Annotated in this window: 10 protein-coding genes; 7 read left to right on the top strand and 3 right to left on the bottom strand. The window is 64.2% G+C overall.

The features are described from left to right. Window positions 1-94 precede the first annotated feature (94 nt). Entirely contained in the window at window positions 95-2,743 is a 2,649-nt protein-coding gene (gene acnD, locus KI609_RS11615) for a Fe/S-dependent 2-methylisocitrate dehydratase AcnD (protein WP_226450361.1), read from the top strand. A 10-nt stretch (window positions 2,744-2,753) separates the two neighbouring features. Further along, window positions 2,754-4,010, top strand: a complete 1,257-nt coding sequence (gene prpF, locus KI609_RS11610) for a 2-methylaconitate cis-trans isomerase PrpF (RefSeq protein ID WP_226443393.1) — start codon at window positions 2,754-2,756, stop codon at window positions 4,008-4,010. Between the two features lie 938 nt (window positions 4,011-4,948). On the opposite strand, the gene KI609_RS11605 is transcribed toward prpF, so the two are convergent. From KI609_RS11605 to prpR, 3 genes are all read right to left on the bottom strand, one after another. After that, a complete protein-coding gene (locus tag KI609_RS11605) occupies window positions 4,949-5,884 on the bottom strand; it encodes a sensor domain-containing diguanylate cyclase (protein WP_226443392.1) in 936 nt (311 codons plus the stop codon). A gap of 55 nt (window positions 5,885-5,939) precedes the next feature. Beyond that, window positions 5,940-6,746 carry a hypothetical protein gene (locus tag KI609_RS11600; RefSeq protein WP_226443391.1) on the bottom strand — a complete coding sequence of 269 codons (807 nt, stop codon included), beginning with the start codon at window positions 6,744-6,746 and terminating at the stop codon, window positions 5,940-5,942. Window positions 6,747-7,114: 368 nt separating this feature from the next. After that, window positions 7,115-9,100: a propionate catabolism operon regulatory protein PrpR gene (prpR, locus tag KI609_RS11595; protein WP_226443390.1), complete on the bottom strand. Its 1,986-nt coding sequence runs from the start codon at window positions 9,098-9,100 to the stop codon at window positions 7,115-7,117. A 175-nt stretch (window positions 9,101-9,275) separates the two neighbouring features. Between prpR and KI609_RS11590 the strand changes: the two genes are divergently transcribed. The 5 genes from KI609_RS11590 (at window position 9,276) to KI609_RS11570 (ending at window position 14,812) form a co-directional block, all read left to right on the top strand. Continuing rightward, window positions 9,276-10,262: a Bug family tripartite tricarboxylate transporter substrate binding protein gene (locus KI609_RS11590; RefSeq protein WP_226443389.1), complete on the top strand. Its 987-nt coding sequence runs from the start codon at window positions 9,276-9,278 to the stop codon at window positions 10,260-10,262. A 111-nt stretch (window positions 10,263-10,373) separates the two neighbouring features. Next, a complete protein-coding gene (locus tag KI609_RS11585) occupies window positions 10,374-11,396 on the top strand; it encodes a Bug family tripartite tricarboxylate transporter substrate binding protein (RefSeq protein WP_226443388.1) in 1,023 nt (340 codons plus the stop codon). Window positions 11,397-11,510: 114 nt separating this feature from the next. Further along, window positions 11,511-12,371, top strand: coding sequence for an isocitrate lyase/PEP mutase family protein (locus KI609_RS11580; RefSeq protein ID WP_226443387.1), 861 nt, complete (start codon window positions 11,511-11,513; stop codon window positions 12,369-12,371). Between the two features lie 261 nt (window positions 12,372-12,632). Then, complete coding sequence (locus KI609_RS11575) at window positions 12,633-14,012, top strand: bifunctional diguanylate cyclase/phosphodiesterase (protein ID WP_226443386.1); 1,380 nt, start codon at window positions 12,633-12,635, stop codon at window positions 14,010-14,012. 326 nt (window positions 14,013-14,338) lie between these two features. Beyond that, a complete protein-coding gene (locus KI609_RS11570) occupies window positions 14,339-14,812 on the top strand; it encodes a CopD family protein (RefSeq protein WP_226443385.1) in 474 nt (157 codons plus the stop codon). Window positions 14,813-14,955: the final 143 nt, after the last annotated feature.

Here is a 14,955-nt window from a genome sequence, read left to right as displayed (position 1 = left end):
GCCCCCGCCCCCGCCTCTTTCTTCCTCCCTCTCCCGCGCGGGGAGAGGGGCGTTCAGCACCGGGCGCCAAAATACCCCGCCACTCGAACCCATGATGAACACCCAATACCGCCGCCCCTTGCCCGGCACCACCCTTGATTACTTTGACGCCCCCTGCGCCGTCGAAGCCCTGCAACCCGGCGCCTGGGCCACCCTGCCCTACACCGCCCGCGTGTTTGCCGAAAACATCGTGCGCCGTGCCGATCCGGCCATCGTCACCGACTGCCTGCTGCAGCTGGTAGAGCGCAAACGCGAGCGCGACTTTCCGTGGTTTCCTGCGCGTGTGGTGTGCCACGACATCCTGGGACAGACGGCGTTGGTGGACCTGGCTGGCCTGCGTGATGCCATCGCGTCGGCAGGCGGCGACCCTGCGCAAGTGAACCCGGTGGTGCCGGTGCAATTGATCGTGGACCATTCGCTGGCCGTGGAATGTGGGGGCTTCGACCCCGACGCGTTTGGCAAGAACCGCACCATCGAAGACCGCCGGAACGTTGACCGCTTTCACTTCATCGAGTGGACAAAAAAAGCCTTTGCCAATGTGGACGTGATCCCGGCGGGGAACGGGATCATGCACCAGATCAATCTGGAAAAGATGTCGCCCGTGGTCCACGCCGACCGCGGCGTGGCCTACCCCGACACCTGCGTGGGCACCGACAGCCACACGCCCCACGTCGATGCCCTGGGCGTGATCGCCATCGGCGTGGGCGGCCTGGAGGCCGAGAACGTGATGCTGGGCCGCGCATCCATGATGCGGCTGCCCGAGATCGTGGGCGTGGAGCTGACCGGCCAGCGCCAGGACGGCATCACCGCCACCGATGTGGTGCTGGCGCTCACCGAGTTTTTGCGCAAGGCCAAGGTGGTGGGCGCCTACCTGGAGTTCTTTGGCGAGGGTGCCGCCAGGCTCACCATTGGCGACCGCGCCACCATCTCCAACATGGCGCCCGAATACGGCGCCACGGCGGCGCTGTTCAGCATCGACGAACAGACGCTGGCGTACCTGACGCTGACGGGCCGCGAGGCAAGCCAAGTAAAGCTGGTCGAGACCTATGCCAAGGCGGCGGGGTTGTGGTCTGAAACGCTCCACAGCGCCGTGTACGCACGCAACCTCGTGTTCGATCTGTCGAGCGTGGTGCGCAACCTGGCCGGCCCTTCCAACCCCCACGCGCGTGTGGCCACATCCGACCTCGTCGCCAAAGGCATTGCCGGCCCCTGGGCGATGCCTTCGCCCAGCGAAGGCACCCTGCCCGATGGCGCCGTGGTCATCGCCGCCATCACCAGCTGCACCAACACCTCCAACCCGCGCAACGTGATCGCCGCCGCGCTGCTGGCGCGCAACGCGAACCGGCTGGGCCTGGCGCGCAAGCCCTGGGTCAAGACTTCGCTCGCGCCCGGCTCCAAGGCGGTGGAGCTGTATTTGAAAGAAGCCGGCTTGCTGGCCGACCTGGAAAAGCTGGGCTTTGGCATCGTGGGCTTTGCCTGCACCACCTGCAACGGCATGAGCGGCGCGCTGGACCCGGCCATCCAGCAAGAGATCATCGACCGCGGGCTGTACGCGACCGCCGTGCTCTCGGGCAACCGCAATTTCGACGGGCGCATCCACCCCTATGCCAAGCAGGCGTTTTTGGCCTCGCCCCCGCTGGTGGTGGCCTATGCCATTGCGGGCACGGTGCGTTTTGACATCGAAAAGGATGTGCTGGCGGTGGTGAACGGAAGGGAAATTCGCCTCAAAGACCTGTGGCCCAGCGATGCAGAGATCGACGCCGTGGTGAAGACCGCCGTGAAGCCCGCGCAGTACCGCGCCGTGTACGAGCCCATGTTCGCCATCAGGCAGGGCGATAGCGAGCGCGTGTCGCCCCGGTACGACTGGCGCCCACAGTCCACCTACATCCGCCGCCCGCCCTACTGGGACACCGAGGGCATCGGCGCGCTGGCCGCCCACCCGCGCACGCTGCAGGGCATGCGCCCGCTGGCCATCCTGCCCGACAACATCACCACCGACCACCTCTCGCCATCCAACGCCATCCTGCCAGACAGCGCAGCGGGCGAATACCTGGCCCACATGGGCGTGCCCGAGGAGGACTTCAACTCCTACGCCACGCACCGGGGCGACCACCTCACCGCCCTGCGCGCCACGTTTGCCAACCCGCAACTCGTCAACGAAATGGCCGTGGTGGATGGCCAGGTGAAAAAAGGATCGCTCGCCCGCGTGGAGCCCGAGGGCCAGGTGATGCGCATGTGGGAGGCCATCGAAACCTATCTGCACCGCCGCCAGCCGCTCATCATCATTGCCGGGGCCGACTACGGCCAGGGGTCCAGCCGCGACTGGGCCGCCAAGGGCGTGCGCCTGGCGGGTGTTGAGGTGGTCGTTGCCGAGGGGTTTGAACGCATCCACCGCACCAACCTGATTGGCATGGGGGTGCTACCGCTGGAGTTTGAGCCAGGCACCCATCGCATCACGCTGGGGCTCGATGGCACAGAGGTCTATGCCGTGGAAGGCGACCTGCAGGCGGGCGCCATGGTGACGCTGGTCATCCGCCGCCAACACGGCGACGTGGTGAAGGTGCCCATGCGCTGCCGGCTGGACACTGCGGAGGAAGTCTCGGTGCACGAAGCGGGCGGTGTCTTGCAGCGCTTTGCGCAGGATTTTTTAGCCAAAACACGTTCCAGCGCAGGTGCACCAAGCGCAAGCAGCTATCAAAATTGATAATCCCCCCATGACAACCGTCTCTACCCCCCACCCCGCGCCACAAATCAAGATCGCCGCCACCTATATGCGCGGCGGCACCAGCAAAGGCGTGTTCTTCAAGCTGCAGGACCTGCCCGTCGCTGCACAGCAACCCGGCCCCATCCGCGACGCCCTGCTGCTGCGTGTGCTGGGCAGCCCCGACCCCTATGGCAAGCAGATCGACGGCATGGGCAATGCGTCGTCCAGCACCAGCAAAGCCGTCATCCTGACCCGCAGCACCCGGCCCGACCACGATGTGGACTATTTGTTTGGCCAGGTCAGCATCGACCAACCCTTTGTGGACTGGAGCGGCAACTGCGGCAACCTCTCGGCAGCCGTGGGCCCCTGCGCCATCCACATGGGCCTGATCGACGCGGCGCGCATCCCCGCCAACGGCACGGCCACCCTCCGCATCTGGCAGGCCAACATCGGCAAAACCATCGTCGCCCACGTGCCCATCACCGACGGCCAGGTGCAGGAAACCGGCGACTTCGAGCTCGACGGAGTGACCTTTGCTGCGGCGCAAGTGGCGCTGGAGTTCATCGACCCGGCCGCCGAGGGCGATGGCAACGACGGAAGCGCTGGCGCCATGTTCCCGACCGGGCATCTCGTCGACGAACTGGACGTTCCTGGCGTGGGCCGCATTTCCGCCACGCTCATCAACGCGGGCATCCCCACCATCTTCCTGAACGCCCAAGACCTGGGCTACACCGGCCGCGAACCCCAAGCCGCCATCAACGAAGACGCCCACGCGCTGGCCCGGCTGGAAGCCATTCGCGCCCAGGGCGCCCTGCACATGGGCCTGATCCAGCACGTGTCAGAGGCCGCCAACCGCCAGCACACCCCCAAAATTGCCTTCGTGGCCCCCCCCGCCAGCTACACCACATCCAGCGGCAAAGAGGTGAATGCGAGAGACGTGGACTTGCTCGTGCGCGCCCTCTCCATGGGCCAACTGCACCACGCCATGATGGGCACCGCCGCCGTCGCCATCGGCGTGGCTGCGGCCATCCCAGGCACGCTGGTCCACCGGGCCGCTGGTGGCGCGGTGGACGCAGGCGCAGAGCATGGGGGCAGCGCCCCACGCCAGTCCGTGCGTTTTGGCCATCCCTCCGGCACCCTGCGCGTAGGCGCCGAGGCCGCCCTGGTAGACGGCCAGTGGCAAGTCACCAAAGCCCTCATGAGCCGCAGCGCGCGGATCTTGATGGAGGGCTGGGTACGGGTGCCGGGGGATGTGTTGGAGGGTTGAACGGTTGGCGCTGCAGCGTTGTGCGGCGGCGTTGTGCATTGTGCGCTGGGCGCTGGCTGGATTGATATGAAATGCGGCTGTAGCGCTTGATGGGATTGCGGTAGCAGCTATCAAAAATGATATACATGGCCGTAAAAAAAAGGCGCTGGGGTTTTGGATGCCAGCGCCTTTTCTGTGTGCGAAAGCGAATTTTTATCTGAGTGCCCAAGCCTGGGTGGGCATAGGCTGGCGGTTAGTGCTCTTCGATGTCCTGAGCATGCGTGAAACAGCTTGCCGGAACTCACCAAGAAGGCGATTCTGACCGTCAGTTGCCCTTCCGTCTGGGTAGGCAAGACGAAAATTCCCAGCGGTAGTCGGCACGAAGTTTCGATTGGGGTCGAAGTTTCCTGAGACAAGCCACTCCTCCCCGATGCCAACACGCGAAAACGGTTCGCCGCTCTCAATCGCCAAGCAGTTGTCGTTTGGATGGATGAGGGCATTTCCATTCACGGTGAGACTCTCAGGAACAGACCCCTTCAATACTTCCGTAACCCGAAGCTCAACGACATAGTCGCTTTCACCGGTCTGAAAACGGGGAACGACAGTCGCTGTGAAGATAGACGAGGAAGCCTTCACAATCTCGCTTGTTGATCGGAACGGCCCTCGACAAGCCGAGGCTTCACCAACAGCTACCGACTGTAGGAGCAGGACTGCGATGGCAATGGCAAGCGTGCGCATGGCCAGCGGCTTAACGAATGAAAGGGACTTCCCCGTCCCTAGTGATCCGCGCAGTTGCGGGGTACGGCATCGAAGTGCCACGATGGGAAGTACAGCCGCTCATCAACTCACTCGTTTTGCGGAAGGGGAAATCCATGTCTGCCATTGTCAGCATTGGAATCGATCTCGCCAAAAAACGTCATTGCTGTACACGGCGTTGATGCCACAGGCAAGAGCGCGCCCTACCCGCCCTCAATGCGATTCCTACCGTTTTTCTTGGCTGCGTAAAGCTGCTGGTCCACCGCTTCGATAAACGCGGAGGACTCCATGCCGTCACGCGGCACGGTGGTGCCTACGCCGATGCTGACGGTCAGCTTTTGGTCGAACGGCGATTTCGCGTGGGTAATGGCTTTGTTCTGAACCATGCGCTGGCAGCGTTCAGCGACCTTCCAAGCCACTGACGCATCGGCGCCGGGCAGCAGCACCACAAATTCTTCTCCCCCAAAACGGGCCACCAGGTCACGCGGGCCGTCCAGGGCCAGGCTCAGCGTTTGTGCAACGTCAGTCAGGCACTGGTCGCCGGGGATGTGGCCATACAGGTCGTTGTATTGCTTGAAGTAGTCGATGTCGAACATCAGGATCGACAGCGGTTGGCGCTTTTGGCGGGCGCTCTCCCATTCCTGCTCCAGGCTGGTGTTGAACCGGCGCCGGTTGGCGATGTGGGTGAGCCCGTCTTTGAACGACAGCGCTTCCAGCTCCTTTTGCAGCGCAACCATTTTTTCTTCGGTCTTTTTGCGCTCGGTAATGTCAAACATGAAGCCGATCAGCGATTCGACCTCGCCGCGCGCGTTGCGCTCGATGTGCACCACTTCGCGGATCCACACGTAGCCGTTGTCTTTGGTGAGCGCGCGGTAATCGGCCTCGTGGTCAATGCCGGCTTCGGACTGTGCCACGCAGAAGTTGACGACCGAATCGCGCTCGTCAGGGTGCATGCGCTCTGCCCAGTCGTTCACACTTTTCCAGCTGTCCTGGGGCCAACCCAGCAGCGTTTCGATCTGGGGGCCGACATAGGCGTATTGACGGGTGGCCCAGTCGATCTTCCAGGGGATGGCCAAGGTCGATTCGAGCAGGGTTTTGTAGCTCACGCTGTCATTGGCGAAGTCGGCTGGCCCAGACATGTTCAAGTTTTCCTTATTCTTTGGGCGTACTGGGGTGCGGGCTCGTTCACCACGATCAGCCCATGGGCGCGGGCCTGCCATGCACCGTGGCGATGGCGTTCCAGTACCAATAGAAATAGCCGTTCTTGTTTTGCAGCAGCGTGTGCGTGCGAACGCTATTTTGGTGAATATCGCCCCAGCAGGCGTGGGCAGACTGGCGGTTGCCGTGCAGGTCGATGCAGGGCGCGTGGCTGTTTGCCGGCATGGGCGGGATGTACAACGCGCTGCCGCGTGGCACCCACAGGTCCGCCAGCCGGATTTTGCCCAGGCCCGGCCAGTAACGCCCCACGGTTGTCACCAGCGGCTGCGTGGGGTCGGTGGATGCAAAAACGTGCGGAAAGTTGTGGTGCTCCAGGTCGGTGCACACGGCGCTGAGCAACGTGTTCTTCGTGCCCTGATAGGGCGACCAATGCCCGGCAAAAACGCCGTATTCGTACTCAATCTGCTCCAGCTTGGCGACCGGGCTGCGCACTTCGACCGCCTGCCCCGGCTCGACCAGCGTGATGCCAAAGGCGGCCGCCGCTTCGCGTGTGGCCCACAGCGGGGCAAACTCCACCTGCTCGGCGGCAAAGGCCAGCTGGGTCACAAAGCCCCAAGGGTCGCGGGCCTCGCGGTGCACCACACGAGGCACCTGGTACTCGTTGCCCATGGCCATCGCGGGGTCGGTCACCGCAGGCTCAAGCAAGTCCACACAGGGCGGTGGGCTCGCCAAAAAGGTGGGCTTGCCCCCATCGTTGAAGAAGATAGGGGTGCTGGCGATATCGACCGATTTTTGGTGAATCTCTTGGATGAACAAGGGTGGGTCGAGGTGTGTGCTGGGCATTTGGGGATAAATGAAGTGATGGACTGGGAGGGGCTGGCGTGACGCCCCCAGCAACGGCGTCCATGGTTTTTTGCAATGACTATAGCCTCGTGTCGTTACATATCGTGCATCCGTCACAAGGCGTCTGAGCACGCCTGAGCACATCTGAGCGCGCCCCTGCACCACCATCACCGCATGGCACGGCACCACGGGTTCCTTTGCCTGGCGTGGATTGCAGAGAGCCTGGTGCCAAAAAAGGGGGGCTGACGCTGGGTACGAGGTTGCACCCAAAAATTCAAACAAAAATACCTCTGGCGCTTTATTGACAAGCGCAAGCAGCTACAAAAAGAGAAGCAACTATCCGCCGGGCGCATCGTGTCGCGCGCGCCCTACCCCTTCATCCGGCGCCACAGCGTCGCCCGGCTGATCCCCAAAATATCGCACGCCTGCCGCTGGTCGCCCCCCACCGATGCAAGCACCTCGCGCACGCGCTGCTGCTCTGCGCGGTGGCGGGTGTCTTTCAACGGCAGGGCCGCCGCCGGGGCGTTGTCGGGAGCCGCCAGCGGCACAGGTTCGGCGCATTCGGGGAACACCTCCAGCAACCGCGCGGCGTCTACCCCGCCCTGCGCGTCACACACATAGTTTTGGCACGCCAGCAGGCGCTCCGTCCAGTTCTCCAGCTCGCGCACGTTGCCGGGCCATGGGTAGGCGACTGCGCGCTGCAGCACGGTGGTCAGCAACGTGTGGGCGACAGCGGCATTTCTGGCTTGCACGGCATCGGGGGCATGGGCGTTTGCGGCTTTCAGGCGGCGCTGCAGCAGTGCCTGTGCGAGCTGGGCCACGTCGCTGGTTGCGCGCTCGCGCAGCGCGGGCGTTGCCAGGCGCAACACGGCCAGGCGGTAGTACAGGTCGCGGCGGAACAGGCCTTTGTCGACCTGCGCGCCCAGGTCGGCGTGGGTGGCGGCAATCACGCGCACATCCACCGGCACGGGCGTGGTGGAGCCCACGCGCAGCACTTCGCGCTCTTGCAGCACGCGCAGCAGGCGCGACTGCAGCGCCAGCGGCATGTCGCCGATTTCGTCGAGAAACAAGGTGCCGGTGTGTGCCGCTTCGATCAGCCCGGTCTTGCCCCCACGGCGCGCGCCGGTGAAGGCGCCTTCTTCGTAGCCAAAAAGCTCGCTCTCCAGCAGGCTCTCGCCTAAAGCGGCGCAGTTCACGGCCAAAAAGGGCTGCGCCGCGCGGCGGCTGGCGCGGTGGATGCCTTGCGCCACCAGTTCTTTGCCGGTGCCGCTCTCGCCCATGATGAGCACGGTGGCATCACTGCCGGCGCACTGGCGCGCCAGCGCCCGCAGGCGCACCACGGCAGGGCTGTCGCCCCCATAGTCGTCGATGCGCCAGCGCACGCCCGAGCCACGCTGGCGCTGGTTGGCGCGCAGGTGGCGGTCGGCGTTCTGAATGACCAGCGGGTCGCGGCAGACCAGCAGCGCACCGGTGAGCACGCCGTTTTCGACAATCGGCGCGCGGCGTACCACCTGGGTGCGCATGGCCAGCTGCACCACCTCTTCGCTGCTTTCGCGGTGCAGCAACGTGGCCGCCATGTCCAGCTGCGGGGCCACGGCACCCAGTGCGCGGCCATGCAGCTGCTTGGCCGGTGTGCCCAGCAGCGCGGCCATGGTGGGGTTGAGTGCCTGGATGCGCTGGTCGCAATCGACCGCCACCACGCCGTCTTGCAGCTGGCCCAAAATGGTCTCCAGCCGCTGGTGGCGGGTGCGCTCGGACTGCCGATGGCGGGCCAGTGCCAGGGCCTCGTTCAAGGCCTGCAGCACAGCGGCGTCTGAATACAGCAGCACGCTGGCCATGCCGGCCTCTTCCGCCAGGTCGGCCACCAGGCCGGGGGCCACCACGGCGCCCACACCCGCGGCCAGCATGGACTGCACACAACTGTGTGCATCTTCTGGGCCGTGGTAGCTGAACTGGGCAATGCCCACGCCGAACTGGGCGTCGAACTGTGCCAGCAGGTCAGACGGCCCGTCAAACGTGACCAGGCCCACGCGCGGCGACAGCAATCGCGCCCGTGCCAGCGCGCCCAGCAGGTCAAAGCCACGCACCTCGATCATGGCGACGGGGATATCCACCCGCTCGCGTATCCACGCTCCGCTGGCCCCGGCCACCACCAGTGCGTCGATGGGTGTGCGCGCATGCAGTGCCAGCACGGCGTCGACAGCGGTGTCGAACGAGGCGCTGATGTGCTCCACCCGCGCCTGGCGTGACAAGCCCACGGCGATCCGCTCCAGCACACGGCCAATGCGGTGGCGCCCCACGGTGACGATGTGCGGCAAAGCGGTTTCAGGCAGCGACGCGGACATTTCATTCATGCAACCAATTATTTCATTTTTGAAACTCTTCACGAATACGCTCGCTGGCAATCCACAGAAAATTTCATGAAACCCCTTTTTAATCAATCACTTATCGTGCGCGCCGCTGGCCCGCCAGCCTCTGGCACAGGCATTGCAATAACCCCACGCAACAACATTCCACGGAGACACTCCCATGACATTGACCCGCCGCACCACCCTCGCCTGCGCTGCCCTTGCTGCCTGCGGTTTATCCGGGCTCTCGGCCACGCCGGTGTTGGCACAAGACAACTGGCCCAGCAAACCCATCCGCCTGGTGGTGCCGTTTTCGGCCGGAGGCGCCAATGACCTGATGGCCCGCGCGGCGGCGGAGGGAGCTACGAAAATTCTGGGCCAGCCGGTGGTGGTGGACAACCGGGGCGGCGCGGGCGGCACCATTGGCGCCGACATCGTGGCCAAGGCCGCGCCCGACGGCTACACCTTGCTGGTGAGCGCTGCGGGCGTCATATCCAACAGCATGATCAAGAAGACCATGCCGTTCAAGGACGACGCCCTCACGCCCGTGGTGATGATCGGGCTGGCACCGTCGGTGATCGTGGTGCCCAAAAACGCGCCCTACAACAACCTGCGCGACTTTGTCGAAGCGTCCAAGAAGGGCCAGGGGTTCAACTTTGCCACCGCCGGCACGGGTAGCACCCCGCACTTTGTGGCCGAGATGCTGAACGTGAAATACGGCGCGCAGCTGCAGCCGGTGCCTTACAAAAGTGGTGGTGAGAGCACCACGGCAGTGCTGGGGGGCCAGGTGGAGGGCACGTCAGAGGCCAGCATCATTGCCTTGCCCCACATCCTGAACGACGGCCGGTTCAAAGCCCTGGCCACCACCTGGACGCAGCGCATCTCGGCCTACCCGCAACTGTCCACCGCCGTAGAGCAAGGTTTTGCCGATGTGCAGATTGCGCACTGGGCCGGCATCCACGCGCCCGCCGGCACGCCCCCCGCCATTCTGGACAAGGTGGCCGCTGCCGTGGACAAAGCCATGCACGAGCCCGCCACAGTCGAAAAGCTCAAGGGCCTGGGCATTGAGCCCATCGGAGGCACCCGCCCAGAGTTCGTGAAGTTTGTGGACGCTGAGCGCAAGCGCCTGGGCGAGATCGTGAAGGCAGCCCACATGCAGGAGAAATGAGTCAAATCATTCAAATTGATAGCTAATTGATAGCTACTAGCGCTTATCCAGCAAGCGCTAGAGGCTAAAAACACCACAAACCGCCCTCCCAACTTGCACAGACACCATCCCATGATTTCACGCCGTATCGCCCTGCGCACCGCTCTTGAACGTGCTGCGGCACTGACCACCGTGGCGGTGGCCGCCACCGCACTGCTGGGCGCGCCCAGCCTGGCCAGCGCCCAGGCCGCTGGCGCCTGGCCCACACGCCCGGTGCGCCTGATCGTGCCCTATGCCGCTGGCGGCTTTGCCGACACCCGTGCGCGCCTGATCGCCGAGCAGCTGGGCAAGGTGCTGGGCCAGCCCGTGATCGTGGACAACCGGGGCGGCGCAGGGGGCGTGACGGGCACCGACGCCATCGCCAAGGCCACCGACGGCCACACCTTTGGCTTTGGCTCGCCCGGCCCGCTGGTCACCAACCCCATGCTGATGAAGAAGATGCCGTATGACGCGAAGACGGCGCTGCAACCCATCATCCTGATCGAAGAGGCGCCGCTGATTTTGACCACGGCGCTCAACCAGCCCTTCAAAAACGTCAAAGAGCTGGTGGCGTTTGCCAAGGCCAAGCCGGGCGAACTGAGCTTTGGCTCCTCGGGGGTGGGTGGTGCGCACCACCTGTCGGGCGAGCTGCTGGCCTATCAGACCCACACGCAGATGACCCATGTGCCCTACAAGGGCGGAGCACTGGCCGCGTCCGACCTGATGGGTGGGCACCTGGCGATGATGTTCGAGATGGGGTATTCGGCGCTGCCGTCCATCAAGGCCAACAAGATCAACGCGCTGGCCGTGTCGAGCAAAAAACGCCTGGCCGTGTTGCCCGATGTGCCCACGCTGGACGAGGCGGGCATCAAGGGTTTTGAGTCGTACAACTGGCTGGGCATGATCGCCCCCGCCGGCACACCCAAGGCTGTCATCACCCAGCTCAACCAGGCGGTGAACAAGGCGCTGAAGAACGACGCCGCACTGCGCGAGATGATTGAAGGCAGCGGCGGGATGATCGTGGGCGGCACCCCCGAGGCGTATGGCAAGTTCATGGACGCTGAACGCGCCAAGTGGGCGCCGGTGATCAAGGCGGCCCATATTTCGCTGGACTGAGCGCCCCGACCCTAGAAGCGCGGCCAAGGTGCAACACACGCCTTGGCAATGCACTCAATTCATAGCAGGCAGCCCATACCCAGCGGGCGCAAGCCCCATTTTTTGCCAACAATCATGAACACCAAACAACAACTCAAGGCGCTGGCCAATGCCCGCCGCGGCGTCCTTGTGCCGGGTGCTTTCAACGCCCTGTCGGCCCGTGTGGTGGCCGACCTGGGCTTTGAGGCGATCTACGTCACGGGCGCGGGGGTCACCAACATGTGGTTCGGCCTGCCGGACCAGGCTTTCATGGGCCTCACGGACATCGCCGACCACACGGCGCGCATCCGCGACGCCGTCGAGGTGCCGTTGATCGTGGATGCCGACACCGGCTTTGGCAACGCACTCAACACCTACCACGCCGTGCGCACGCTCGAACGCGCGGGCGCAGACTGCATTCAACTCGAAGACCAGGTCAGCCCCAAGCGCTGCGGGCACTTCAACGGCAAAGAGGTGACATCCACCGACGAAATGCTGGGCAAGATCAAGGCGGCGGTGGATGCGCGGCGCGACCCCGACCTGCTCATCATGGCGCGCACCGATGCAGCGGCCGTGCACGGGTTTGAAGCGGCAGTGGAGCGCGCCCAGCGTTTTGCCGAGGCGGGGGCCGACATCCTGTTTGTAGAGGCGGTGACCAGTGCCGACGAGATTCGCGCCCTGCCCCAACGCTTGGCCAAGCCCCAACTCATGAACATGGTGATTGGTGGCAAGACCCCCATCTTCAGCGCCCAAGAGCTGGGCGGCCTGGGCTACGGCATCGTGTTGTATGCCAATGCCGCGCTGCAAGGCGCTGTGGCCGGCATGCAAAAAGCGCTGACGGTGCTGCGCGACACCCAGCGCATCGACGAAGACCCCGCCCTCGTAGCGCCGTTTGCCGAGCGCCAGCGCCTGGTTCGCAAGGGCGAGTGGGACGCGCTGGAGAAAAAATACACCTAAAAGTGCCACCGGCGCTTTATTCACAAGCGCCAACAGCTATCAATTAAATAGCATTTACCGACATACACACGCATCGACATCGACATGCGACTGGCGCATGCCCTGCGGGCCGCAGGCAGGCAGACACGCCGGTCGGGGTGCGAGGGGCGCGCACTGGCTTTCTTTAACCTGTCGAATCTGCGTGTTTTCTGGCCACACACGAAACCAATCCGTGGGGCGCGGCACAATGGGCCTTCCAGCACCCTGTCCGCTTCCCGCCCCATGCAAAGCTATTCCTCCTCGAACCTTGTGGACCTGTTGCTCGACGCGGTCTGCGTCGTCCAAGCAGACAGCACCATTGAGTTTGTGAGTCCGGCGTTCGAGCGCATTTTTGGCTACCCCCCCGCCGAGGTGATCGGCAAACGCATGTTGGACATGGTGCACCCCGACGACCTGAAGGCCACCGAGCAACAGGCCCTGAAGGTGACCGCAGGCAGCCTGCAGCTGGAGTTTGAAAACCGCTATATCCGCAAGGACGGCAGCATTGCCCATATTGGCTGGACAGCGCGCTGGCTGCCCGACCGCCAGGTGCGGCTCGCTGTAGCGCATGACATCACCGAGCGCAAGCTCGCGCAATCCATGCAGGCGGTGGTCTACACCATTTCGGAAGCCGCCCACACCACACAGAACCTGCAGGCACTGTTTCAGCACATTCACCAGGTCATCGGCACCTTGCTGCCCGCCACCAATTTTGCGGTGGCGCTGTACGACGCTGACAGTGATTCCCTGAGCTTCCCCTACCACGTCGGCGAACAGACCCCGGCCCCCACACCCATCCCGCTGGCACATGACGCACTGTGCGCCGGGGTCATCACCCACGGCCGCACCGTGTTGCTGACCCCCGACGACAGCGTGGCGCTTGCAGCACATGCAAGGCAAGGGTGTGCAGGTTGTGCAGGCCAGGGCACCGCGCCGCTGTATTGGCTGGGTGTGCCTTTGCAAACCTCCAACGGCGCCATCGGTGCGCTGGTGCTGCAGAGTTTTTCGGAGCAGGACCGCTACACCGAAAAACACAAGGAGCTGCTGCAGTTCGTATCGACCCAGGTGGCGTCGGCCATTGAGCGCAAACAGATGCACGACCGCCTGGCCCATATGGCGCAATACGATCAGCTCACGCACCTGCCCAACCGCCAGCTGTTTCTGGACCGCCTCAAGACCGCCATGGCGCGGGCACGGCGCGAGCAGCACCTGCTGGCGCTGCTGTTTCTGGACCTTGATCGGTTCAAGGAAGTGAATGACACGCTGGGGCACGCCATGGGCGACCTGTTGCTGCAGCGGGTTGCACAACGGCTGATCGATTCGGTGCGTGGCTCCGATACCGTTGCGCGGCTCGGAGGCGACGAATTTGTGGTGCTGCTAGAAGGCGGCCAGGCACCCGAACACGCCACAGCGGCCGCCGAAAAAATCCTGGCCGCGTTCAGCCACCCCTTTGATCTGGAAGGCCATCCGTTGCACATCCGGCCCAGCATCGGCGTGGCGGTCTACCCCGAGCATGGCGGTGAAGAGCACCACTTGCTGGGGCACGCGGACGAGGCCATGTATGTGTCCAAGAAAAACGGTGGCAACCAGGTGCGCGTGGCCCGCCCATCGCCGTCGTTATAAAGAACACGAAAAACACGGGCCCCAGGCCCCATAGCGCTTGGAGCGGCTAACAAAACCCAGCGAAGCGGTTCTGGCTAGTCTGGCCAGGCGCTGCATCGCAGGCAGTACGAGTGGTACGACAAGACGCGGCAACAACGCCAGAAGAGTTTTGTTGGCCGCTCAGCGTGGGCACAGAAAGCCATCCAATGCAAGCGCACCCAGCACACCCACGGGCCGAAGGGCTACCGCCCCGGTGCGGCGGGGGCCCTGGGCGCATGTAGCGGCACAATCCGCACAACGACTTCACAAACGCCTTCACACCGGGCACCAGCGCCCCACACACGCCCATGCTTTACAACGCTCTCAAACTCGCCCACGTGCTGTCCATCATGGTGTGGATAGGCGGCATGGTTTTCGCCCACTACTTTCTGCGGCCCGCGGCGCAGGCGCTGGAGCCGCCTCAGCGGGTGCGGCTGATGCACGACGTGCTCCAGCGTTTTCTTGCGGCAGTGGGGGTTGCGGTGGTCATCGTGCTGGGCAGCGGGCTGTGGATGATTGGGCGCGTGGCAAGGCAGGCCGCGCAGTCGGGCGGCACTTTCTCGATGCCGCTGGGCTGGACCCTCATGGCCACGCTGGGCCTGGTGATGATCGCCATCTTCGGCCATATCCGTTTTGCGCTTTTCAAGCGGCTGCAACGCGCGGTGTCTGCGGGCAACTGGCCTGATGGTGGCAAGGCACTGGGCAGCATCCGCACGTGGGTAGCGGTGAACCTGGTGCTCGGGGTGGCCGTGGTGGTGATCGCCTTTTTGATGAAGGCCTGACGGCTGAGGCCGCGCCCGCCCCAGGAATCACACCAAACACCACGCCGCTTGGGTAAAAAGCGCGTGACCTGGATCGCGGCGCTGGCGGCTGCGGGCGTGTTGGCCATGGCAGGCGGCTGCACCTGGTGGGCCAAGCGCCGCGT

The sequence above is a fragment of the Acidovorax radicis genome (assembly GCF_020510705.1).
Taxonomy (GTDB): Bacteria; Pseudomonadota; Gammaproteobacteria; order Burkholderiales; family Burkholderiaceae_C; genus Acidovorax; species Acidovorax radicis_A.
The sequence above is the reverse complement of the archived record's forward strand: the minus strand, read 5'-3'. Positions and strand labels throughout refer to the sequence as shown.

Coding starts and splice junctions, on each gene's coding strand:
- KI609_RS11605 (WP_226443392.1), bottom strand. CDS start 5,884: ATGTCTGGGCCAGCCGACTTCGCCAATGACAGCGTGAGCTACAAAACC.
- KI609_RS11580 (WP_226443387.1), top strand. CDS start 11,511: ATGAACACCAAACAACAACTCAAGGCGCTGGCCAATGCCCGCCGCGGC.
- KI609_RS11570 (WP_226443385.1), top strand. CDS start 14,339: ATGCTTTACAACGCTCTCAAACTCGCCCACGTGCTGTCCATCATGGTG.
- KI609_RS11600 (WP_226443391.1), bottom strand. CDS start 6,746: ATGCCCAGCACACACCTCGACCCACCCTTGTTCATCCAAGAGATTCAC.
- acnD (WP_226450361.1), top strand. CDS start 95: ATGAACACCCAATACCGCCGCCCCTTGCCCGGCACCACCCTTGATTAC.
- prpF (WP_226443393.1), top strand. CDS start 2,754: ATGACAACCGTCTCTACCCCCCACCCCGCGCCACAAATCAAGATCGCC.
- KI609_RS11590 (WP_226443389.1), top strand. CDS start 9,276: ATGACATTGACCCGCCGCACCACCCTCGCCTGCGCTGCCCTTGCTGCC.
- KI609_RS11575 (WP_226443386.1), top strand. CDS start 12,633: ATGCAAAGCTATTCCTCCTCGAACCTTGTGGACCTGTTGCTCGACGCG.
- prpR (WP_226443390.1), bottom strand. CDS start 9,100: ATGAATGAAATGTCCGCGTCGCTGCCTGAAACCGCTTTGCCGCACATC.
- KI609_RS11585 (WP_226443388.1), top strand. CDS start 10,374: ATGATTTCACGCCGTATCGCCCTGCGCACCGCTCTTGAACGTGCTGCG.